Below are 13,822 nucleotides of genomic sequence, written 5' to 3' on the forward strand. Positions count from 1 at the left end.
GCCCTAATTGGGTGGTGGGTGCGGATGCAAGAAGTTCGCACTCTATTCCAGCGGCAGCTCGGTCCACGTGGCCGTGCCTGCGGTGAGGTGCCGGAGGACGTCGTCGCAGAAACTGTCGACGGCGTATCCCAGTGAGTCGGCCACGTCCTGGCCGCCGGAGCTGAACACGATGTCGGCTGCGCCGCTGCCCTGCGAGAGCACCTCAACGCCGAAGCCGCCCTGGAAGTATCGGCCGCGTTCGCCGTCGTTGTCCAGCCCTGCCAGCCAGCTTCCCAGCAGGGCATCGAGCGCCTCCGGATCGGCGCCGCGGAGGTTCAGTGCAAGGCGGGCGACCTTGTCCAGGAGCGGGTTGTCGGGACCCCACACCCAGCCGAAATTCATGGCGTAGCGCTGCGGCGAATTCGTCATGGCCTGCTCATCGCTTCCAGTTGTAGGGCGTGGTGGTGGAGACCTTGAGCAGGCCGGAGCGCTCCAGGATGGGGCGGGAGAATTCGGTGGAGTCGCTGTGCACCAGCGTCTTGCCCTGGGCCAGGGCGGAGCACGCCCGCGCTGCGGTAAGTGCACGGTAAATGCCGCGGCCGCGGAACGCCTCAAGCGTGGCGCCGCCCCAGATCCCGGCGAAGTCCGTGTTGGGCACCGGTTCGAGCCTGCCCGTGCTGACCATGCGCCCGCCAACCTCGGCCACCCACAGTTCCATGCCGTCATTGCGGGCCAAACGGGCGATAAGGGCGTCGGCCTGGCGGGTGCTGACTGCTTCGCCGAATGCTTCATCGGCCATGGCGCTCATGGCACGCACGTCGTCGCTGCCCGCCACCTTGCGCAGGCTCACGCCGTCGGGCAGGGGAGCATCCTGGCACAGGGCCTCGAGCGGGCCCACCATGATGGACTCGGTGTCGTCGGGGGTGAAGCCGTTGGCGATGAGGGCTTCGTGCAGGCCGGGCGCGTGGTCGTGGCCGCGGGTCTTCCACTCCACCTCCGTGATGTCCGGGTTGCTGCGGAAATGCTCCAGCGCCTGGTTGACGACGGCGGTGAGCCCGCCAACGCCGTCGAGGTCCTGGTAGGTGATGAATCCGCGGCCGCCTGCGAAGGTCACCAGCCGCAGCGGGCCCATCCGGGTGACATCAACGGCGCTGGGCGTCTCGGCGTCGGTGCGCAATTGCTGGTCATAGGCCTTGAGGTACTGCTCTTTGATGGTCATTGGGATTCATCCTCACAGCTACCGGGTGCACGGCGCAAGCATGGATGAACAGTGATGCGGTTCTTGCATCGGATGTAAGAAGTTCGCACCATCTTTGCACCCGCACCCGCACCCGCACCCAGCCCAGGCCCCGCCCAAGGTGGGGATGAACCGTGAAGGCGGGTGCCCGGCGTCGTGCCTCAACGGTGCAAGGGGCAGCCAAGGCCCAGCGGCTTGGGGGAGGGCGGCGCTCAGGCCTGGACGTGTGCCGGCCGTCCGGGAGGGTGTGAGGGCGTGCCGCTTTGTTTGGCGGGCGCCATGGTCAGCACGGCAAGGCTCGCGGCGATCACGCCAAGGCCTGCCCACCCCAGCGGGCTGAGCCGTTCCCCGACGACCACGACCGCCAGGACCGCGGCCACCGCCGGCTCACTGAGCGTGATGGTGGTGGCCGTGCTGGCGGGCAGCCGCGACAGGCCCAGGCCGAACAGGACGTAGCCGAGGAACATCGGGACCAGCGCCATGTAGGCGGCGACGGCGAATGCCTGCGGGCTCGCGAGAAGGGGAGCGCCGGTGGCGGCGAGAACCGGCATGAGCAGCAGCCCGCCCGCGCCGAAGACGGAGCCCATGGAGGCCGCGCGGCCGATTCCGTCGTCCATCAGGCGCCGGGCGGCCCAGGAGTAGAGGGAGTAGCTGGCGCCGGCGACCAGGCCCAGGCCGAGGCCGGCGAGGGTTGCCGGGGTGCCGGCGGGGTCGTTCTGCAGCTGGGAGAGGCAGAGCATGAGGCTTCCAGCGATGCCCAACGCCGCGGCTGCCATCCACCAGCGGCCCAGCGGTGCCCGGCCCGCCAGCCGTTCGAGCACGCCCGAGGCCAGCGGCGCCGACGCCAGCGAGACCACGGTGCCCAGCGCCACTCCTGCAAGGTGCATGGAGCTGTAGAAGGCGAGCGGGTAGACGGCGACCGCGACGGCGCCCAGGGCCACGGTCCGGCTGTTGGCCCGCAGGCGCGGAGCTTCTCGGCGAAGCTGCGGGATTGCGATGATCGCCTGCAGCAGGCCGCCGATGCCGAGTGCCGCGGCGCCAATGGCGAGGGGTCCGGCGTCGGGCGCAAACGTGGCGGCCGTTCCGGTGGTGCCCCACAGGATGGAGGCGGCGGTGACGGCGGCAATGCCGGCCAGGCGCCGGTTCACGCTGCGGCCTGGGCTGCGCGGACGATGGCCCCGGCGGCTTCGCGGGCGTGGCGGAGCCGCTCGGAGCTGCCCTCCAGGCCGGCCCTTGCCACGGCGCCCTCGAGCAGGAAGGAGAGTTGTTCCGCCAGTGGCGCCGCGGTGGCTGCCTCCAGGGACTCGGCCAGGGCTGCGCGGAGCAGGGACTCGACTTCCTCCTTGTGGATGCGCACCGCGTCGCGGCCGGGGGAGCCCGCGGGCAGTTCTGCGGCGGCGTTGAGAAGCCCGCAGCCGCGGAAGCCATGGATGTAGGCGGAGTCGGCGTGGTCGATGTAGGCGTCGAAGACGGCAAGGACCAATGCTTCGGCGTCCGGGGTTTTGGTGTCCGGGTATTTGGCGACCGTGAATTGGGCGGATTGTGCCCGCGCCGCATACAGGTCCAGCCATTCCTGGTGGCGCTCGCGGAGGTACTCGAGGACGAGCTCGTCCTTGGACGCAAAGTTGTTGTAGAGGCTCTTCTTGGCCACACCGGCGCGCGCTGTGATGGCGTCGATGCCGGTGGCTGAGATGCCCCGGGCGTAGAACAGCTCGGCGGCGGCCGCCATGATGCGCGACTTGGCAGGGCGCTCGCGGACAGATCGCTTGTTCATGGGCTCGACCTCGTGCACTGGCTTGTCCTTTGGGTAGGTAGACCAGTCTACCTATCTTTGCGGGCGGTGGCTAGGATTGCCGGCATGGGTGAACCTCTTGACGTTTCCGAGACCAGGGCCGCGTATGACAGTGTTGCCGCCAGCTACGGCCGGATGCTGCGGGGGCTCATGGCGGAGAAGCCGTACGACCGCGCCATGCTGGGCTCGTTTGCCGAACAGGTCATGGCCACGGGCAACCGGGCCGTGCTGGACGCGGGCTGCGGCACGGGCAGGATCGCCGGGCACCTGGCCGCGCTGGGACTGGAGGTGGCCGGCGTCGACCTCTCTGCCGGGATGGTCGAGGTGGCGCGGGCGGAGCATCCGGGCCTTGAGTTTTCAGTCGGGTCGCTGGAGGAACTGGACCTGGCAGCCGGAACCCTGGGCGGCATCGTGGCGTGGTATTCGCTCATCCACACGCCCCCGGAACGGCTTGCGCCCGTCCTGGCCTCCCTCGCCGGGACCCTGGCCCCGGGCGGCCTCCTCCTGCTGGCCTTCCAGGCCGGGAACGGGCGCCGGCACATCGGGCACGCCTACGGCCACGACGTCAGCATGCACGCGTTCCTCATGGATCCGGACGCCGTGGCGGCCCGGCTCGAGGAGGCCGGGCTGGCGGTGGAGGCCCGGCTGCTCAGGGCGCCGGACGCCGACGAGCGGACACCGCAGGCGTACTTGATGGCGCGAAAACCCCGGGGGTAGGCTGCCCGGCCTCCGGCGCGAAGCCAGCAATGTCGGCCCCCTCCGCTACGGTTAATCCATGACCCTCACCGTGGCGCAACTTTCCGAATCCGAGCTCCTGGCCCGCATCTTCCCGCGCCTCCATGCCGGCACCACCACGCTGCTCGGCCCCGGCGACGACGCCGCCATCATCGCCGCCCCCGACGCCCGCACGGTCATCTCCATCGACACCCAGGTCCAGGACAAGGACTTCCGCCTCGCCTGGCCCAACGGCACCGCCTCCACCGGCTTCGACGTCGGCTGGAAGGCCGCCGCACAGAACCTCAGCGACATCAACGCCATGGGCGCCAGCGCCACCGCCATGGTCGTCAGCCTCACCCTGCCAGGCACGACGCCGGTGGGCTGGGTTGAGGACTTTGCCGACGGCCTGAGTGCCGCGATCGTTGCGCTCGGGGCGCCCCAGTGCTCGGTCGCCGGCGGGGACCTCTCCGGCGGCAGTGAAATTGTTGTCACCGTGGCCGTCACGGGCTCCCTTGAAGGGCGCGACCCCGTCCTGCGCAGCGGCGCCAAGGTGGGGGACCAGGTGGCTGTCTGCGGCAACATGGGGTTCGCCGCGGCCGGCTGGGCCCTGTACGAGAGTTCAATTCTCCCGTCCGGGCACACCGGCGCCATGGCCGATGCCGCCACGCTCTTCGCCCGGCCGGTCCCGCCCCTGGCTGCCGGCCCCGCGGCCGCCATGGCCGGTGCCACGGCCATGATGGACATTTCCGACGGCCTCCTGCGCGACTCCCAGCGCCTGGCCGCAGCGAGCGGGGTCTGCCTGGACCTCGACTCCGCCGTGCTTGCGGCCCAGGCACGCAAACTGGAGGAAACCGCCGTCGTGCTTGGAGAAAACCCGCTCCACTGGGTGCTGACGGGAGGCGAAGACCACTCCCTGTTGTCCACATTTCCGGACGGCTACAGCCTCCCGGACGGCTTCGTTAGGATAGGCTCGGTAGTGTCCATGGGCGCGCCGGAAGCGGCCGTGACCGTGGACGGACAGAATTTTGAAGGCGCCGCGTCAGGCGCCCTGGGATGGGATCATTTTGCAGTCTAAGATCACCGCAACTGCACCCGTAGTCCGCCGTTGGCTGGCCATGGCGGAACAAACACTGGCAAACCACAGCGACCGGCTCAACGCCATCAACATTTACCCGGTGGCGGACGCTGACACCGGCACCAACCTGTACCTGACCATTCGGGCGGCGTCGCAGGCCGTGGCCGAATCGGAGCCTGCAGACGTCGGGGCAACCCTCGCCATCGCCGGGCGCGGGGCCATGGAACAAGCCCGGGGCAACTCGGGGACCTTGATCGCGGTGTCGATCTCCGCCATGGCCGAGCCCCTGCTCGGTGCCCAGCGCATGAGCGGTCCGCTGCTTGCCGCCGCCTTGCACCGCGCGCAGCTGCGGGCGTGGAGCGCCTTGAGCGAACCCATGCCGGGAACCATCCTCTCGGTGCTGGAGGCAGCCGCGAAGGGCGCCACCTCCGCTGAATCCGCACTCAACGGTGACGAGTCCAACCAGGCCCTCGCGGAGACCATCAACGGCGCTGTCTGGGCCGCCCGGGCCGCCGTTGAACTGACAGAATCCCAGCTGGACCCGCTGACCCGGGCCGGCGTTGTCGACGCCGGGGGAGTCGGGCTGCTGCTCATCCTCGACTGCCTGCGCGCCGTGATCTTGGGTGAATTCCTGCAGGAGGACCTGCTCGACGGGCTCTCCGGCTACAAGGTCCAGGACCCCAACATTGCACTGGAAATGCCTGAGCAGGAGGGCGTCGAGGTCATGTGCACCATCTCGCTGACGCCGCTTGCCGCAGCCGGGCTCCGGCTCGAGCTGGACGGTCTGGGTGATTCCGTCATCATGAGCGCGGTCACCGAGGAGGCGGATCCCACGGGGGCCTACCCGTGGCGGCTGCACGTCCACGTGCCCTCCGCCGCGGTCGCCCTTGACGCCATCCACGCTGTGGGTGATCCAAGCAATGTGAGCATTTCTGCGTTGACCGCCTCGGTTTCCGAAGATCTCCACGATGTCCTCTGAACCAGCCTTCGACCCGCCGCCCGGGCCGCGACCCGTCCCCTACGCGGACCTGCGCCTGGAACTGTCGCGGCTGGTGGGAGCGCCGTCGGCCAAACCGGTCGCCAAGGCACTGGACATCCACACCGTGGGACAGATGCTCCACCAGTTCCCGCGGCGCTACATCCCGCGTGGTGAGCTGACACAGTTGAACCTGCTGGACCTGGACGACTACGCCACCATCCTGGCCCGCGTGGTTGACCAGAACACACGCAAGATGCAGACCCGCAAGGGCTACATCACCGACGTCTACATCACCGACAACTCCGGCGCCGGAACCACCATGACCATCAGCTTCTTCAACGGCTTCAAGGCCCAAAAGGAACTGCTGCCCGGCGTGCTGGCGTTGTTCTCCGGAAAGGTCTCCTCCTACAGGGAGAAGCTGGTCCTGACCAACCCCGAATACGACATGCTGCCGGACCACGAGCTGACAGAGCATGAGGCCGAGCTGCAGGCCGCGCGGCCCATTCCCGTCTACCCGGCCACGGCCAAGTTCCCCAGCTGGAAGACCCGGCTGGTCATTGAGGCGCTGCTGCCCACACTCGACCTCACCCGCATCCCGGACCCTGTCCCGGCTGCCATTGCCCGGCGGGAGAGGCTCATGCCCCTGGCCGAGGCCTACGAGCAAATCCACCAGCCGTCCTCCATCGAGTCCTGGCCGCGCGCCCGCAAGCGCTTCCGCTTCCAGGAGGCCCTGGCCCTGCAGACCTCCCTCGCGCAGAAGCGCCACGAGGCATCCCAGCAGGATGCCACCGGCAGGCCCCGCATCACCGGCGGCCTCCTTGACGCCTTCGACGCCCAGCTGCCCTACACGCTGACTGCCGGGCAGGCGGACATCGGCGGGCTCATCTCCGACGAAATTGCCGGCGCCCACCCCATGCACCGGCTGCTCCAGGGCGAGGTCGGCTCCGGCAAGACCGTCATCGCCCTGCGCGCCATGCTGCAGGTGATCGACGCCGGAGGGCAGGCCGCGTTTCTGGCCCCCACCGAGGTGCTCGCCGCCCAACACCTGCATTCCATCCAGGCACTCCTCGGCTCCCTCGGCGAAGGCCGCCTGCTGGGCGGTCCGGTCGCCACCCAAGTGACGCTGTTGACCGGCTCCATGCCCACGGCGGCACGCAAAAGGTCGCTGCTGGCGGCCGTCTCCGGGGAGGCCGGGATCGTCATCGGCACCCACGCCCTGTTGTCCGACAACGTGCACTTCGCCGACCTTGGCCTCATCGTCGTGGACGAGCAGCACCGCTTCGGCGTGGAGCAGCGTGACGCCCTGCGCTCCAAGGCCCTCAAGCCCCCGCACCTGCTGGTCATGACGGCCACCCCCATTCCGCGCACCGTGGCCATGACAGTTTTTGGCGACCTCGAGGTTTCCGAACTGACAGAGCTGCCTGCCGGCCGCGCACCCATCAAGACGCACCTGGCCCCGCTTGCCGAGCGCCCGCAGTGGTTCAACCGGGTCTGGGAGAGGTCCCGGGAGGAGATCGACCGCGGCCACCAGGTCTATGTGGTGTGCCCCAAGATTGGCGACGGCGACGAGCAGTTGTTCGAAGGCGGATCGGCACTGGGCGGGCCGGGCGAGGGCGGCACCCTGTTCGGCACTGACGACGGGAGCGTGCTGTTCGGTCCGGATGACTCGTACGCGGAGTCTGCCGGCGGCGACGGCGACACACGCCCCATGGCCGGGGTGCTTGACGTCGTGCAGATGCTGCGGGGCCTGCCGGTGCTGGCGGACAAGCGGATCGAGCCGCTGCACGGCCGGCTGGACTCGGCCCTCAAGCAGGGCACCATGGCGGCGTTTGCGGCTGGCGAGATCGACGTGCTTGTCTCCACCACCGTGATTGAGGTGGGCGTGGACGTGCACAACGCCACGCTGATGGTGATCATGGATGCCGACCGCTTCGGCATGTCGCAGCTCCACCAGCTGCGCGGGAGGGTGGGGCGCGGAGGCCACGACGGCACCTGCCTGCTCGTCACAAACCTGGAGCCCGGACACCCCAGCCGCAAGCGCCTCGAAGCCGTGGCCGCCACCACCGACGGATTCGTGCTGGCCAGGGAGGACCTTGAGCTGCGCCGCGAAGGCGACATCCTCGGCGCCAAACAGTCCGGCGGCAGCAGCGGCCTGCGCATGCTCAGCGTGCTGCGCGATGAAGACTTGATCGACCGTGCGCGCGAGGATGCCACCGCGATCGTGGCGGAAGATCCCCTGCTGGAGCGGCATCCTGCCTTGAAACTTGAAATTGAGATGTACCTGACCGAACAGAATGAGGCCTTCCTTGAACGTGGCTAAGAACTTGCGTACGGCCCTCCATGCCGGCGCATCCGGAACGCGGCAGTGCGCTGCCCTGCCGGCACGGACCCAGCCCGAAGGGCGAGGCGCATGAGCCGCATCATTGCCGGCGCCGCCGGCGGCAGCCCGCTCGTGTCCGTGCCCGGCGACGGCACCCGGCCCACCACGGACCGCGTCAAGGAAGCACTGTTCTCCCGCCTGGAAGCCATGAACATGCTCTCCGACACCCGCGTCCTGGACCTCTATGCAGGGTCCGGTTCACTCGGTGTTGAAAGCGCCAGCCGGGGTGCCAAGTCGGTTGAGCTCGTCGAGTTCAACGACAAGGCCGCCGCCGTGTGCCAGCGCAACGCCGAGCTCGTCAACAAGGTGGCGGGTTCCAAGGTCGTCACCGTGCAGCGCTCACGCGTGGAGTCCTTTCTGGCGCGCGTGGCAGAGGCCGGCGTCGACCAATGGGATCTTGTGTTCATCGACCCGCCCTACCCGCTCACTGAAATCGAGCTTGCGCTCGTGCTGGAACTGCTGGCACCCCGGCTGAGCCCGTTCGCCGTGGTGGTGGTGGAACGCTCGGCCCGCACGCCGCAGCCCACATGGCCGGCCGGCCTGGCACTGTTCGCCGACAAGAAGTACGGCGAAACCCGGCTCTGGTTCGCCGAGCCGGCAGGGGACCCAACCAACCCCAGCGTCTGAGATCCCCGCCCCACGTCTGGGCTCCATCATCGTTCAGAGCAGTCAGGGCTCCATCATCGTCCGGGGCCGTCCTGGCGGCACTCAACCTCCTCCGGCTTCGTCGCGGCTTCCTCTGCCGCCCCTCTCGGTCTATGACGCAGTAGGTGCAGCAAAAGTGCCGAAGAAAGCGCTTTCCACTGCAACAACTGCGTCATGGATGAGCCGGCGGAGTCGCTGACGGCATGGACCTGGGGCCTCGCGGAATCTGACACAAAAATGCACGGCCCATGCCAAGGAATGGCGAGTATTTTGGTGGTAGGAACTTCGCACGTCGCAGCTCCTGCCACAGCGTGGCCCACAACTGAATATTCAGGCCGTTGAGATCGTCCCGGGATGGGGAAGATGCATCGCTGCGACCATTCCCCCTTGGAAAGGACCGGGGTCATGCAATTTCTTCTCCCATATTTACCGCTTGCCGTCCTGATCGTTGTTGTGGCCTTCGTGGTCCTGGTGGTCCGCGGCGCAGTGAAATTGATGTGGCAGGTGGCTGAACCCAACGAAGCACTCATCATTTCCGGCTTCACCCGCGGCAGCGCCGGCACCACGGACGGCATGGACTTCAAGATTGTCACCGGCAAGGGGGCGTTCGTCATCCCCGGCCTGCAAACCGTGCGGACCCTGTCGCTGACCCTGAACGAGACCGAGCTGCAGGTCAACTGCGTCACCTCCCAGGGCATCCAGGTGGTGGTGCAGGGTGTGGTGATCTTCAAGATTGGGGATTCGACGCCGTTCATCGCCAATGCCGCCCGGCGCTTCCTGGGCCAGCAGCCCAAAATGGAGAGCCAGGTCTACAACGTCTTCGAGGGCCACCTGCGCTCCATCATCGGCAGCATGACCATGGAGGAGATCATCCGGGAGCGCGACAAGCTTGCCTCCCAGGTGCGCAGCGCCAGCGGCGTTGAAATGGAAAAGCTGGGCCTGGTGGTTGACTCCCTGCAGATCAAGGACCTGGAAGACCCCACCGGATACATCCAAAACCTGGCCAAGCCGCACATCGCGCAGGTCCAGATGGAGGCGAGGATCGCCGAAGCCACCCGGAACAGGGAGGCGTCCGAGAAGGAAGCCGAAGCGGCGTCCATGATCGCCGACGCGCAGAGCATCTCCGCCATCAAGCAGTCCGCGGCCCAGGCCAACGCCGAAACGGCCAGGGCCAACGCCGCCCAGGCCGGTCCGTTGGCCGACGCCACGGCACGCCAGAAAGTGGTGGTCCAGGAAACCGAGGTGGCCAAGCTCGAGGCGGACCGGGAGGAACAGAAACTGCAGACCACCGTCCGGAAGCCTGCCGACGCCAAGGCATACGCCCAGCGCACCGAGGCCGAGGCGCAGAAGGCGGCTGACATCAGTGCTGCAGAGGCCCGTGCCCGGAAGACCGAGCTGGAAGCACAGGCCAACGCGACGGCCGCGGCAGCCACGGCAGGCGCCACGCGCGTCACGGGCGAGGCCGAAGCGGCGGCGACGAAGGCGCGCGGGGAGGCAGCGGCGTCGTCCATCAAGGCGAAGGCCCTGGCCGAGGCCGACGGCATCAAGGCCCGCGCCGAGGCGTTGGGGGCAAACCAGGAAGCTGTCATCTCGCAGCAGCTGGCCGAGAACATGCCGGCGATCGTGGCGGCGGCCGCCGAGCCGTTTGCGCACGTGGGCCAGATGACGGTGCTTAACGGGGGAGAGGGCATCAACAAGATGGTGGGCGGCGTCCTGTCCCAAGTGGGCAGCTACCTGCCGGCCCTGACGTCCGCGCTCCGGGACGGCAAGGCCAAGGGCGGGGCGGCCGGGGCCGGGAAGGCTGCGCCACAGGAGCCGCCGCATGCATAGGGGCGCGGACAGGAGCCTGACCGGGAAGATCGGCCGGGTCACCGGGGCGGTCGGTCCCGGCACGCTGGGCGAAGTGATGCTGGAGGTTCGGGGCGGGACGGCGGCGTACTTCGCGCGCCCGTACGACGGCGCGAGCACCTTCCCTGTCGGCGCACGGGTCCTGGTGATGTACCTGGACCCGCCGCAGACCGTCTACGTCGAACAGCTGCCCGGATTCCTGCAGGATCATGCTGGGGATGCTGGGGAAGCCGGCGCGGGCAGTGCGGACGCAGGCACCCCCTGACCCCGCCAACCCGACGCGGCATCACTTTTCCGGGTTGTCCGGCTCAGAGCCCGTCGTCGAAATTCCAGTGCTCCTGCCAGCGCCAGTCGATGGGTTCGGTCTTGCGCTGGTACCGGATGTCGGTGGACAGGCGCAGTTTGTTGGCAGGGTCCACGTTGTCGGTGGAGGCGTGGACTATGTGGGCCGAGTGGACCACAACGTCCCCTGCCTCGTAGTCGGTGACGAGCCAGCGGGTGTTGTGTGTGTCCGCCAGGCCGGGCAGGTCCGCTGTGATGGAGACGGCCGGGCGCTGCAGCGTGCCCTCCCGTTCCTGCGCCATGACCCAGTGGTGGCTGTTCTCCAGGTAGGCCAGGCCGCCGCGCTCCAAGGGGCAGTCGCCGAGCGGGATCCACATGGACAGGACCTTGTCGCTGCCTTCCCGCAGGTAAACGAGGTCGTAATGGGCCTGGGTGGCAGTGCCGATGCCTGCCTCGCCGGGCTTGGTGTGCCGGATGATCTTGCGCCGGTGCAGGTGGACGTCGTCCTCGAGGAACCATGCGAACCAGTCGGCGATGGCGGGGTGTTCGCACAGCTGCTGGTATTCGGGCCCTGGGACGACCGTGCCGAACAGTGCCTCCCGCATGGAGGCGCGGTCCACTGCCTCCGGGGTGCTGATGCCCAGCCCCGGATCCGTGCCTGGCTCCGTGACGTTGGCGCCGTCCAGGGACTGGAAGTAGTAGCCCCGGAATCCGTTGACGGTTTCGGGGGAGAGATGGCCCTTCAGGTATAGGTAGCCGTCGCGGCGCAGACGGGCCCAGAGGGCGTTGCGGTCGTGGCGTTCGCCGTCCGGAACCGGCTCCAACAAGCCCAGGCGCCGCTCGTTTTCTTCCAGGACGTAGCCGTTTGAGGTGATCATGAATCCATCCTGCCCATTGCAGCTCGCATTTCCCATGGACTCCGGTAATGTCTATTTGGACTTTTTGCACACGGATCGGAGGGCGATGGAATCCTGGGCGAGGTACCGCGGCGCAGCACAAGCACTGCGCAACCTGGGCATGGCATGTGTCGGCGCGGGCGAACAGGAAGGCGCCCTGACGCCCTTTGAAAACAGGAAACTCAATGTCCATGCACTGGTGCTCGTGTCGGAGGGGAACGGCTGGTTGAAGTACGCCGGCAAGCGGCGGGCAGTCCGTGCCCCTGCGCTAATTTGGATTTTTCCGGGCGTGGAACACGGCTACGGGCCGGATGCCGGCGGCTGGTGTGAGCACTGGGTACTGTTCACCGGAAGCGGGGCCCGGGCCTTTGAGGAAATGGGCTGCTTCAGCAAGGACATCCCCTTGGTGGCGGCGGACGGGCAGCTTGACCTGGCACAGTTCCCGGTGCTTCGGACGGCGTTGGAGGAAGGGGGTCCGCACGGGGACCTTGCCGCCTCGGCCGCTGTGCAACAGCTGTTGGTGGAGGCCGGGCGGCACGGGCGCCACCACGTCGTGGACGGCGGGGAATCCGTGGCGGAACGGCTTCGGGGGATCGCCTGCCTCCCGCTGGGACTGGCCGAACAGGCCCGGCAGCTGGGATGCACGCCGGCCGAGCTGCGCCGCCACGTGAGGCGGGAGGCCGGTGTCAGCCCCAAGGAACTCGTGCTGCAACACCGGATTTCGAGGGCGCAGGCGCTGCTCGCCGGAACCGACCATCCGGTGGAACGCGTGGGCCGGATGGTGGGCTATGACGACGGCGCCTACTTCAGCCGGCTGTTCTCGCAAAAGGTGGGCCAGGCGCCGTCGCACTTCCGGGCGGCACACAGGCGGGCCGGGGAAGCATAGGTGAGTGCCGGCGTCGTGCGCAAAAATGTGCGGCGGCCCACAGTAGGGTGGAGGCAGCGAATTCCCACGGTGAAGGATGGTTTTGTGACGCAGCTGCGAATTGGTCTCATTGGTGCCGGCGGAATTGCTGGTGTGCACATTGCCGGTTGGCAGGCCTTGGGCGCCCACGTCACCATTTATTCGCGATCCGGGGCGGCAGGGTTGGTCGCCGATCATGGGATCGATGAGGTTCTCACGCTTGCTGAGCTGCTCGAGGCGTCGGATGTGGTGAGTATTTTGACGCCCACACCCTCGCACCATGAGTACGCCATGGCTGCCATCGCTGCGGGCAAGGACGTCATGTGCGAGAAGCCGCTCGCAGAGACCGCCGTCCGGGCAGCGGAGATTGCCAATGCTGCGGGCGCGGCCGGAGTTCGGCTGTTTCCGGCCCACGTAGTGCGGTTTTTCCCGGAATATGCCCAGGCTCGCAAGACGCTGGACGACGCAGGGACTGCACCAGCCGAGCTGCATCTGAGCCGTGCCAGCGCTGGCCCGGCCGATGGTTCCTGGTTCTATAATGAGGCGCTGGGTGGTGGCATCATCCGCGACCAGATGATTCACGACATCGACCAGGCCCGCTGGCTCGCAGGTGAGGTGGCCCGGGTGTCGGCGGTTCAAGACCCGCCCAGCGTTGATGGCATCGTGCCCCGCCCTGTGCGCGCCACCGTTTCCCTGACGCATGAAAACGGGGCCGTCAGCCACCTGTCGGGGGAGTGGGGGCCGGACGGCCAGGCATTCAGCACCACCTTGGACATCGCTGCCGCGGACGGCAACACAATTTTCTACTGGCCCCAGTACGGTGCTCCCAGCCCGGCCAATGAGCCCGGGGATTACCTGCCCGTCCAGGACGTTGCGACAAGTCCGTACACCCTTCAAATTGCCGAGTTTGCGGCGGCCCGTTCCTCCGGGGGTCCTGCCCGTGTTTCCGCGTACGACGGCGTCATGGCAGTTGCGCTGGCAGAGGCCGCCTATGCGTCGCTCGCCACGGGTGCACCGGTGGAATTCTCAGCTGCAGCGGTGCAGGCCCTGCTTCCGGACGCCGGTCCGCGCTAAGCGGCCGAGTAGGG

14 protein-coding genes are annotated in these 13,822 nt (G+C 67.9%); 9 read left to right on the forward strand and 5 right to left on the reverse strand.

Annotated features, from left to right (window positions below):
* Positions 1 to 42 precede the first annotated feature (42 nt).
* The 4 genes from JOF48_RS14425 to JOF48_RS14440 form a co-directional block, all read right to left on the reverse strand.
* The gene (locus JOF48_RS14425) at positions 43 to 408 is read right to left on the reverse strand and encodes a hypothetical protein (RefSeq protein WP_209681758.1); all 366 of its coding nucleotides are present in this window, start codon (positions 406 to 408) and stop codon (positions 43 to 45) included.
* A gap of 7 nt (positions 409 to 415) precedes the next feature.
* Positions 416 to 1,198: a GNAT family N-acetyltransferase gene (locus JOF48_RS14430; protein ID WP_209681760.1), complete on the reverse strand. Its 783-nt coding sequence runs from the start codon at positions 1,196 to 1,198 to the stop codon at positions 416 to 418.
* Positions 1,199 to 1,428: 230 nt separating this feature from the next.
* The gene (locus JOF48_RS14435) at positions 1,429 to 2,364 is read right to left on the reverse strand and encodes a DMT family transporter (protein ID WP_209681762.1); all 936 of its coding nucleotides are present in this window, start codon (positions 2,362 to 2,364) and stop codon (positions 1,429 to 1,431) included.
* Positions 2,361 to 2,990, reverse strand: coding sequence for a TetR/AcrR family transcriptional regulator (locus JOF48_RS14440; RefSeq protein ID WP_209681764.1), 630 nt, complete (start codon positions 2,988 to 2,990; stop codon positions 2,361 to 2,363). The genes JOF48_RS14435 and JOF48_RS14440 overlap by 4 nt, the downstream gene beginning before the upstream one ends.
* A gap of 84 nt (positions 2,991 to 3,074) precedes the next feature.
* Between JOF48_RS14440 and JOF48_RS14445 the strand changes: the two genes are divergently transcribed.
* The 7 genes from JOF48_RS14445 (at position 3,075) to JOF48_RS14475 (ending at position 10,917) form a co-directional block, all read left to right on the forward strand.
* Positions 3,075 to 3,725 carry a class I SAM-dependent DNA methyltransferase gene (locus JOF48_RS14445; RefSeq protein ID WP_209681766.1) on the forward strand — a complete coding sequence of 217 codons (651 nt, stop codon included), beginning with the start codon at positions 3,075 to 3,077 and terminating at the stop codon, positions 3,723 to 3,725.
* A 58-nt stretch (positions 3,726 to 3,783) separates the two neighbouring features.
* Positions 3,784 to 4,800 (forward strand): thiamine-phosphate kinase, encoded by a 1,017-nt coding sequence (locus JOF48_RS14450; RefSeq protein WP_209681767.1) that lies wholly within the window; start codon positions 3,784 to 3,786, stop codon positions 4,798 to 4,800.
* 40 nt (positions 4,801 to 4,840) lie between these two features.
* The gene (locus JOF48_RS14455) at positions 4,841 to 5,779 is read left to right on the forward strand and encodes a DAK2 domain-containing protein (RefSeq protein ID WP_209681769.1); all 939 of its coding nucleotides are present in this window, start codon (positions 4,841 to 4,843) and stop codon (positions 5,777 to 5,779) included.
* On the forward strand, positions 5,769 to 8,099 hold the full coding sequence (locus tag JOF48_RS14460; protein WP_209681775.1) for an ATP-dependent DNA helicase RecG: 2,331 nt from the start codon (positions 5,769 to 5,771) through the stop codon (positions 8,097 to 8,099). The genes JOF48_RS14455 and JOF48_RS14460 overlap by 11 nt, the downstream gene beginning before the upstream one ends.
* Before the next feature lie 90 nt (positions 8,100 to 8,189).
* The gene (rsmD, locus tag JOF48_RS14465; RefSeq protein WP_209681782.1) at positions 8,190 to 8,786 is read left to right on the forward strand and encodes a 16S rRNA (guanine(966)-N(2))-methyltransferase RsmD; all 597 of its coding nucleotides are present in this window, start codon (positions 8,190 to 8,192) and stop codon (positions 8,784 to 8,786) included.
* A gap of 423 nt (positions 8,787 to 9,209) precedes the next feature.
* Positions 9,210 to 10,634: a flotillin family protein gene (locus tag JOF48_RS14470; RefSeq protein WP_209681783.1), complete on the forward strand. Its 1,425-nt coding sequence runs from the start codon at positions 9,210 to 9,212 to the stop codon at positions 10,632 to 10,634.
* A complete protein-coding gene (locus JOF48_RS14475; RefSeq protein ID WP_209681785.1) occupies positions 10,627 to 10,917 on the forward strand; it encodes a hypothetical protein in 291 nt (96 codons plus the stop codon). The genes JOF48_RS14470 and JOF48_RS14475 overlap by 8 nt, the downstream gene beginning before the upstream one ends.
* 43 nt (positions 10,918 to 10,960) lie before the next feature.
* On the opposite strand, the gene JOF48_RS14480 is transcribed toward JOF48_RS14475, so the two are convergent.
* Entirely contained in the window at positions 10,961 to 11,812 is an 852-nt protein-coding gene (locus tag JOF48_RS14480; protein ID WP_209681787.1) for a phytanoyl-CoA dioxygenase family protein, read from the reverse strand.
* 85 nt (positions 11,813 to 11,897) lie between these two features.
* Between JOF48_RS14480 and JOF48_RS14485 the strand changes: the two genes are divergently transcribed.
* Positions 11,898 to 12,716: a helix-turn-helix domain-containing protein gene (locus JOF48_RS14485; RefSeq protein WP_209681789.1), complete on the forward strand. Its 819-nt coding sequence runs from the start codon at positions 11,898 to 11,900 to the stop codon at positions 12,714 to 12,716.
* An 84-nt stretch (positions 12,717 to 12,800) separates the two neighbouring features.
* Positions 12,801 to 13,808, forward strand: coding sequence for a Gfo/Idh/MocA family protein (locus JOF48_RS14490; RefSeq protein WP_209681790.1), 1,008 nt, complete (start codon positions 12,801 to 12,803; stop codon positions 13,806 to 13,808).
* The last annotated feature ends 14 nt before the right edge of the window (positions 13,809 to 13,822 follow it).

Origin of the sequence: Arthrobacter stackebrandtii (assembly GCF_017876675.1) — a bacterium.
Taxonomy (GTDB): Bacteria; Actinomycetota; Actinomycetes; order Actinomycetales; family Micrococcaceae; genus Specibacter; species Specibacter stackebrandtii.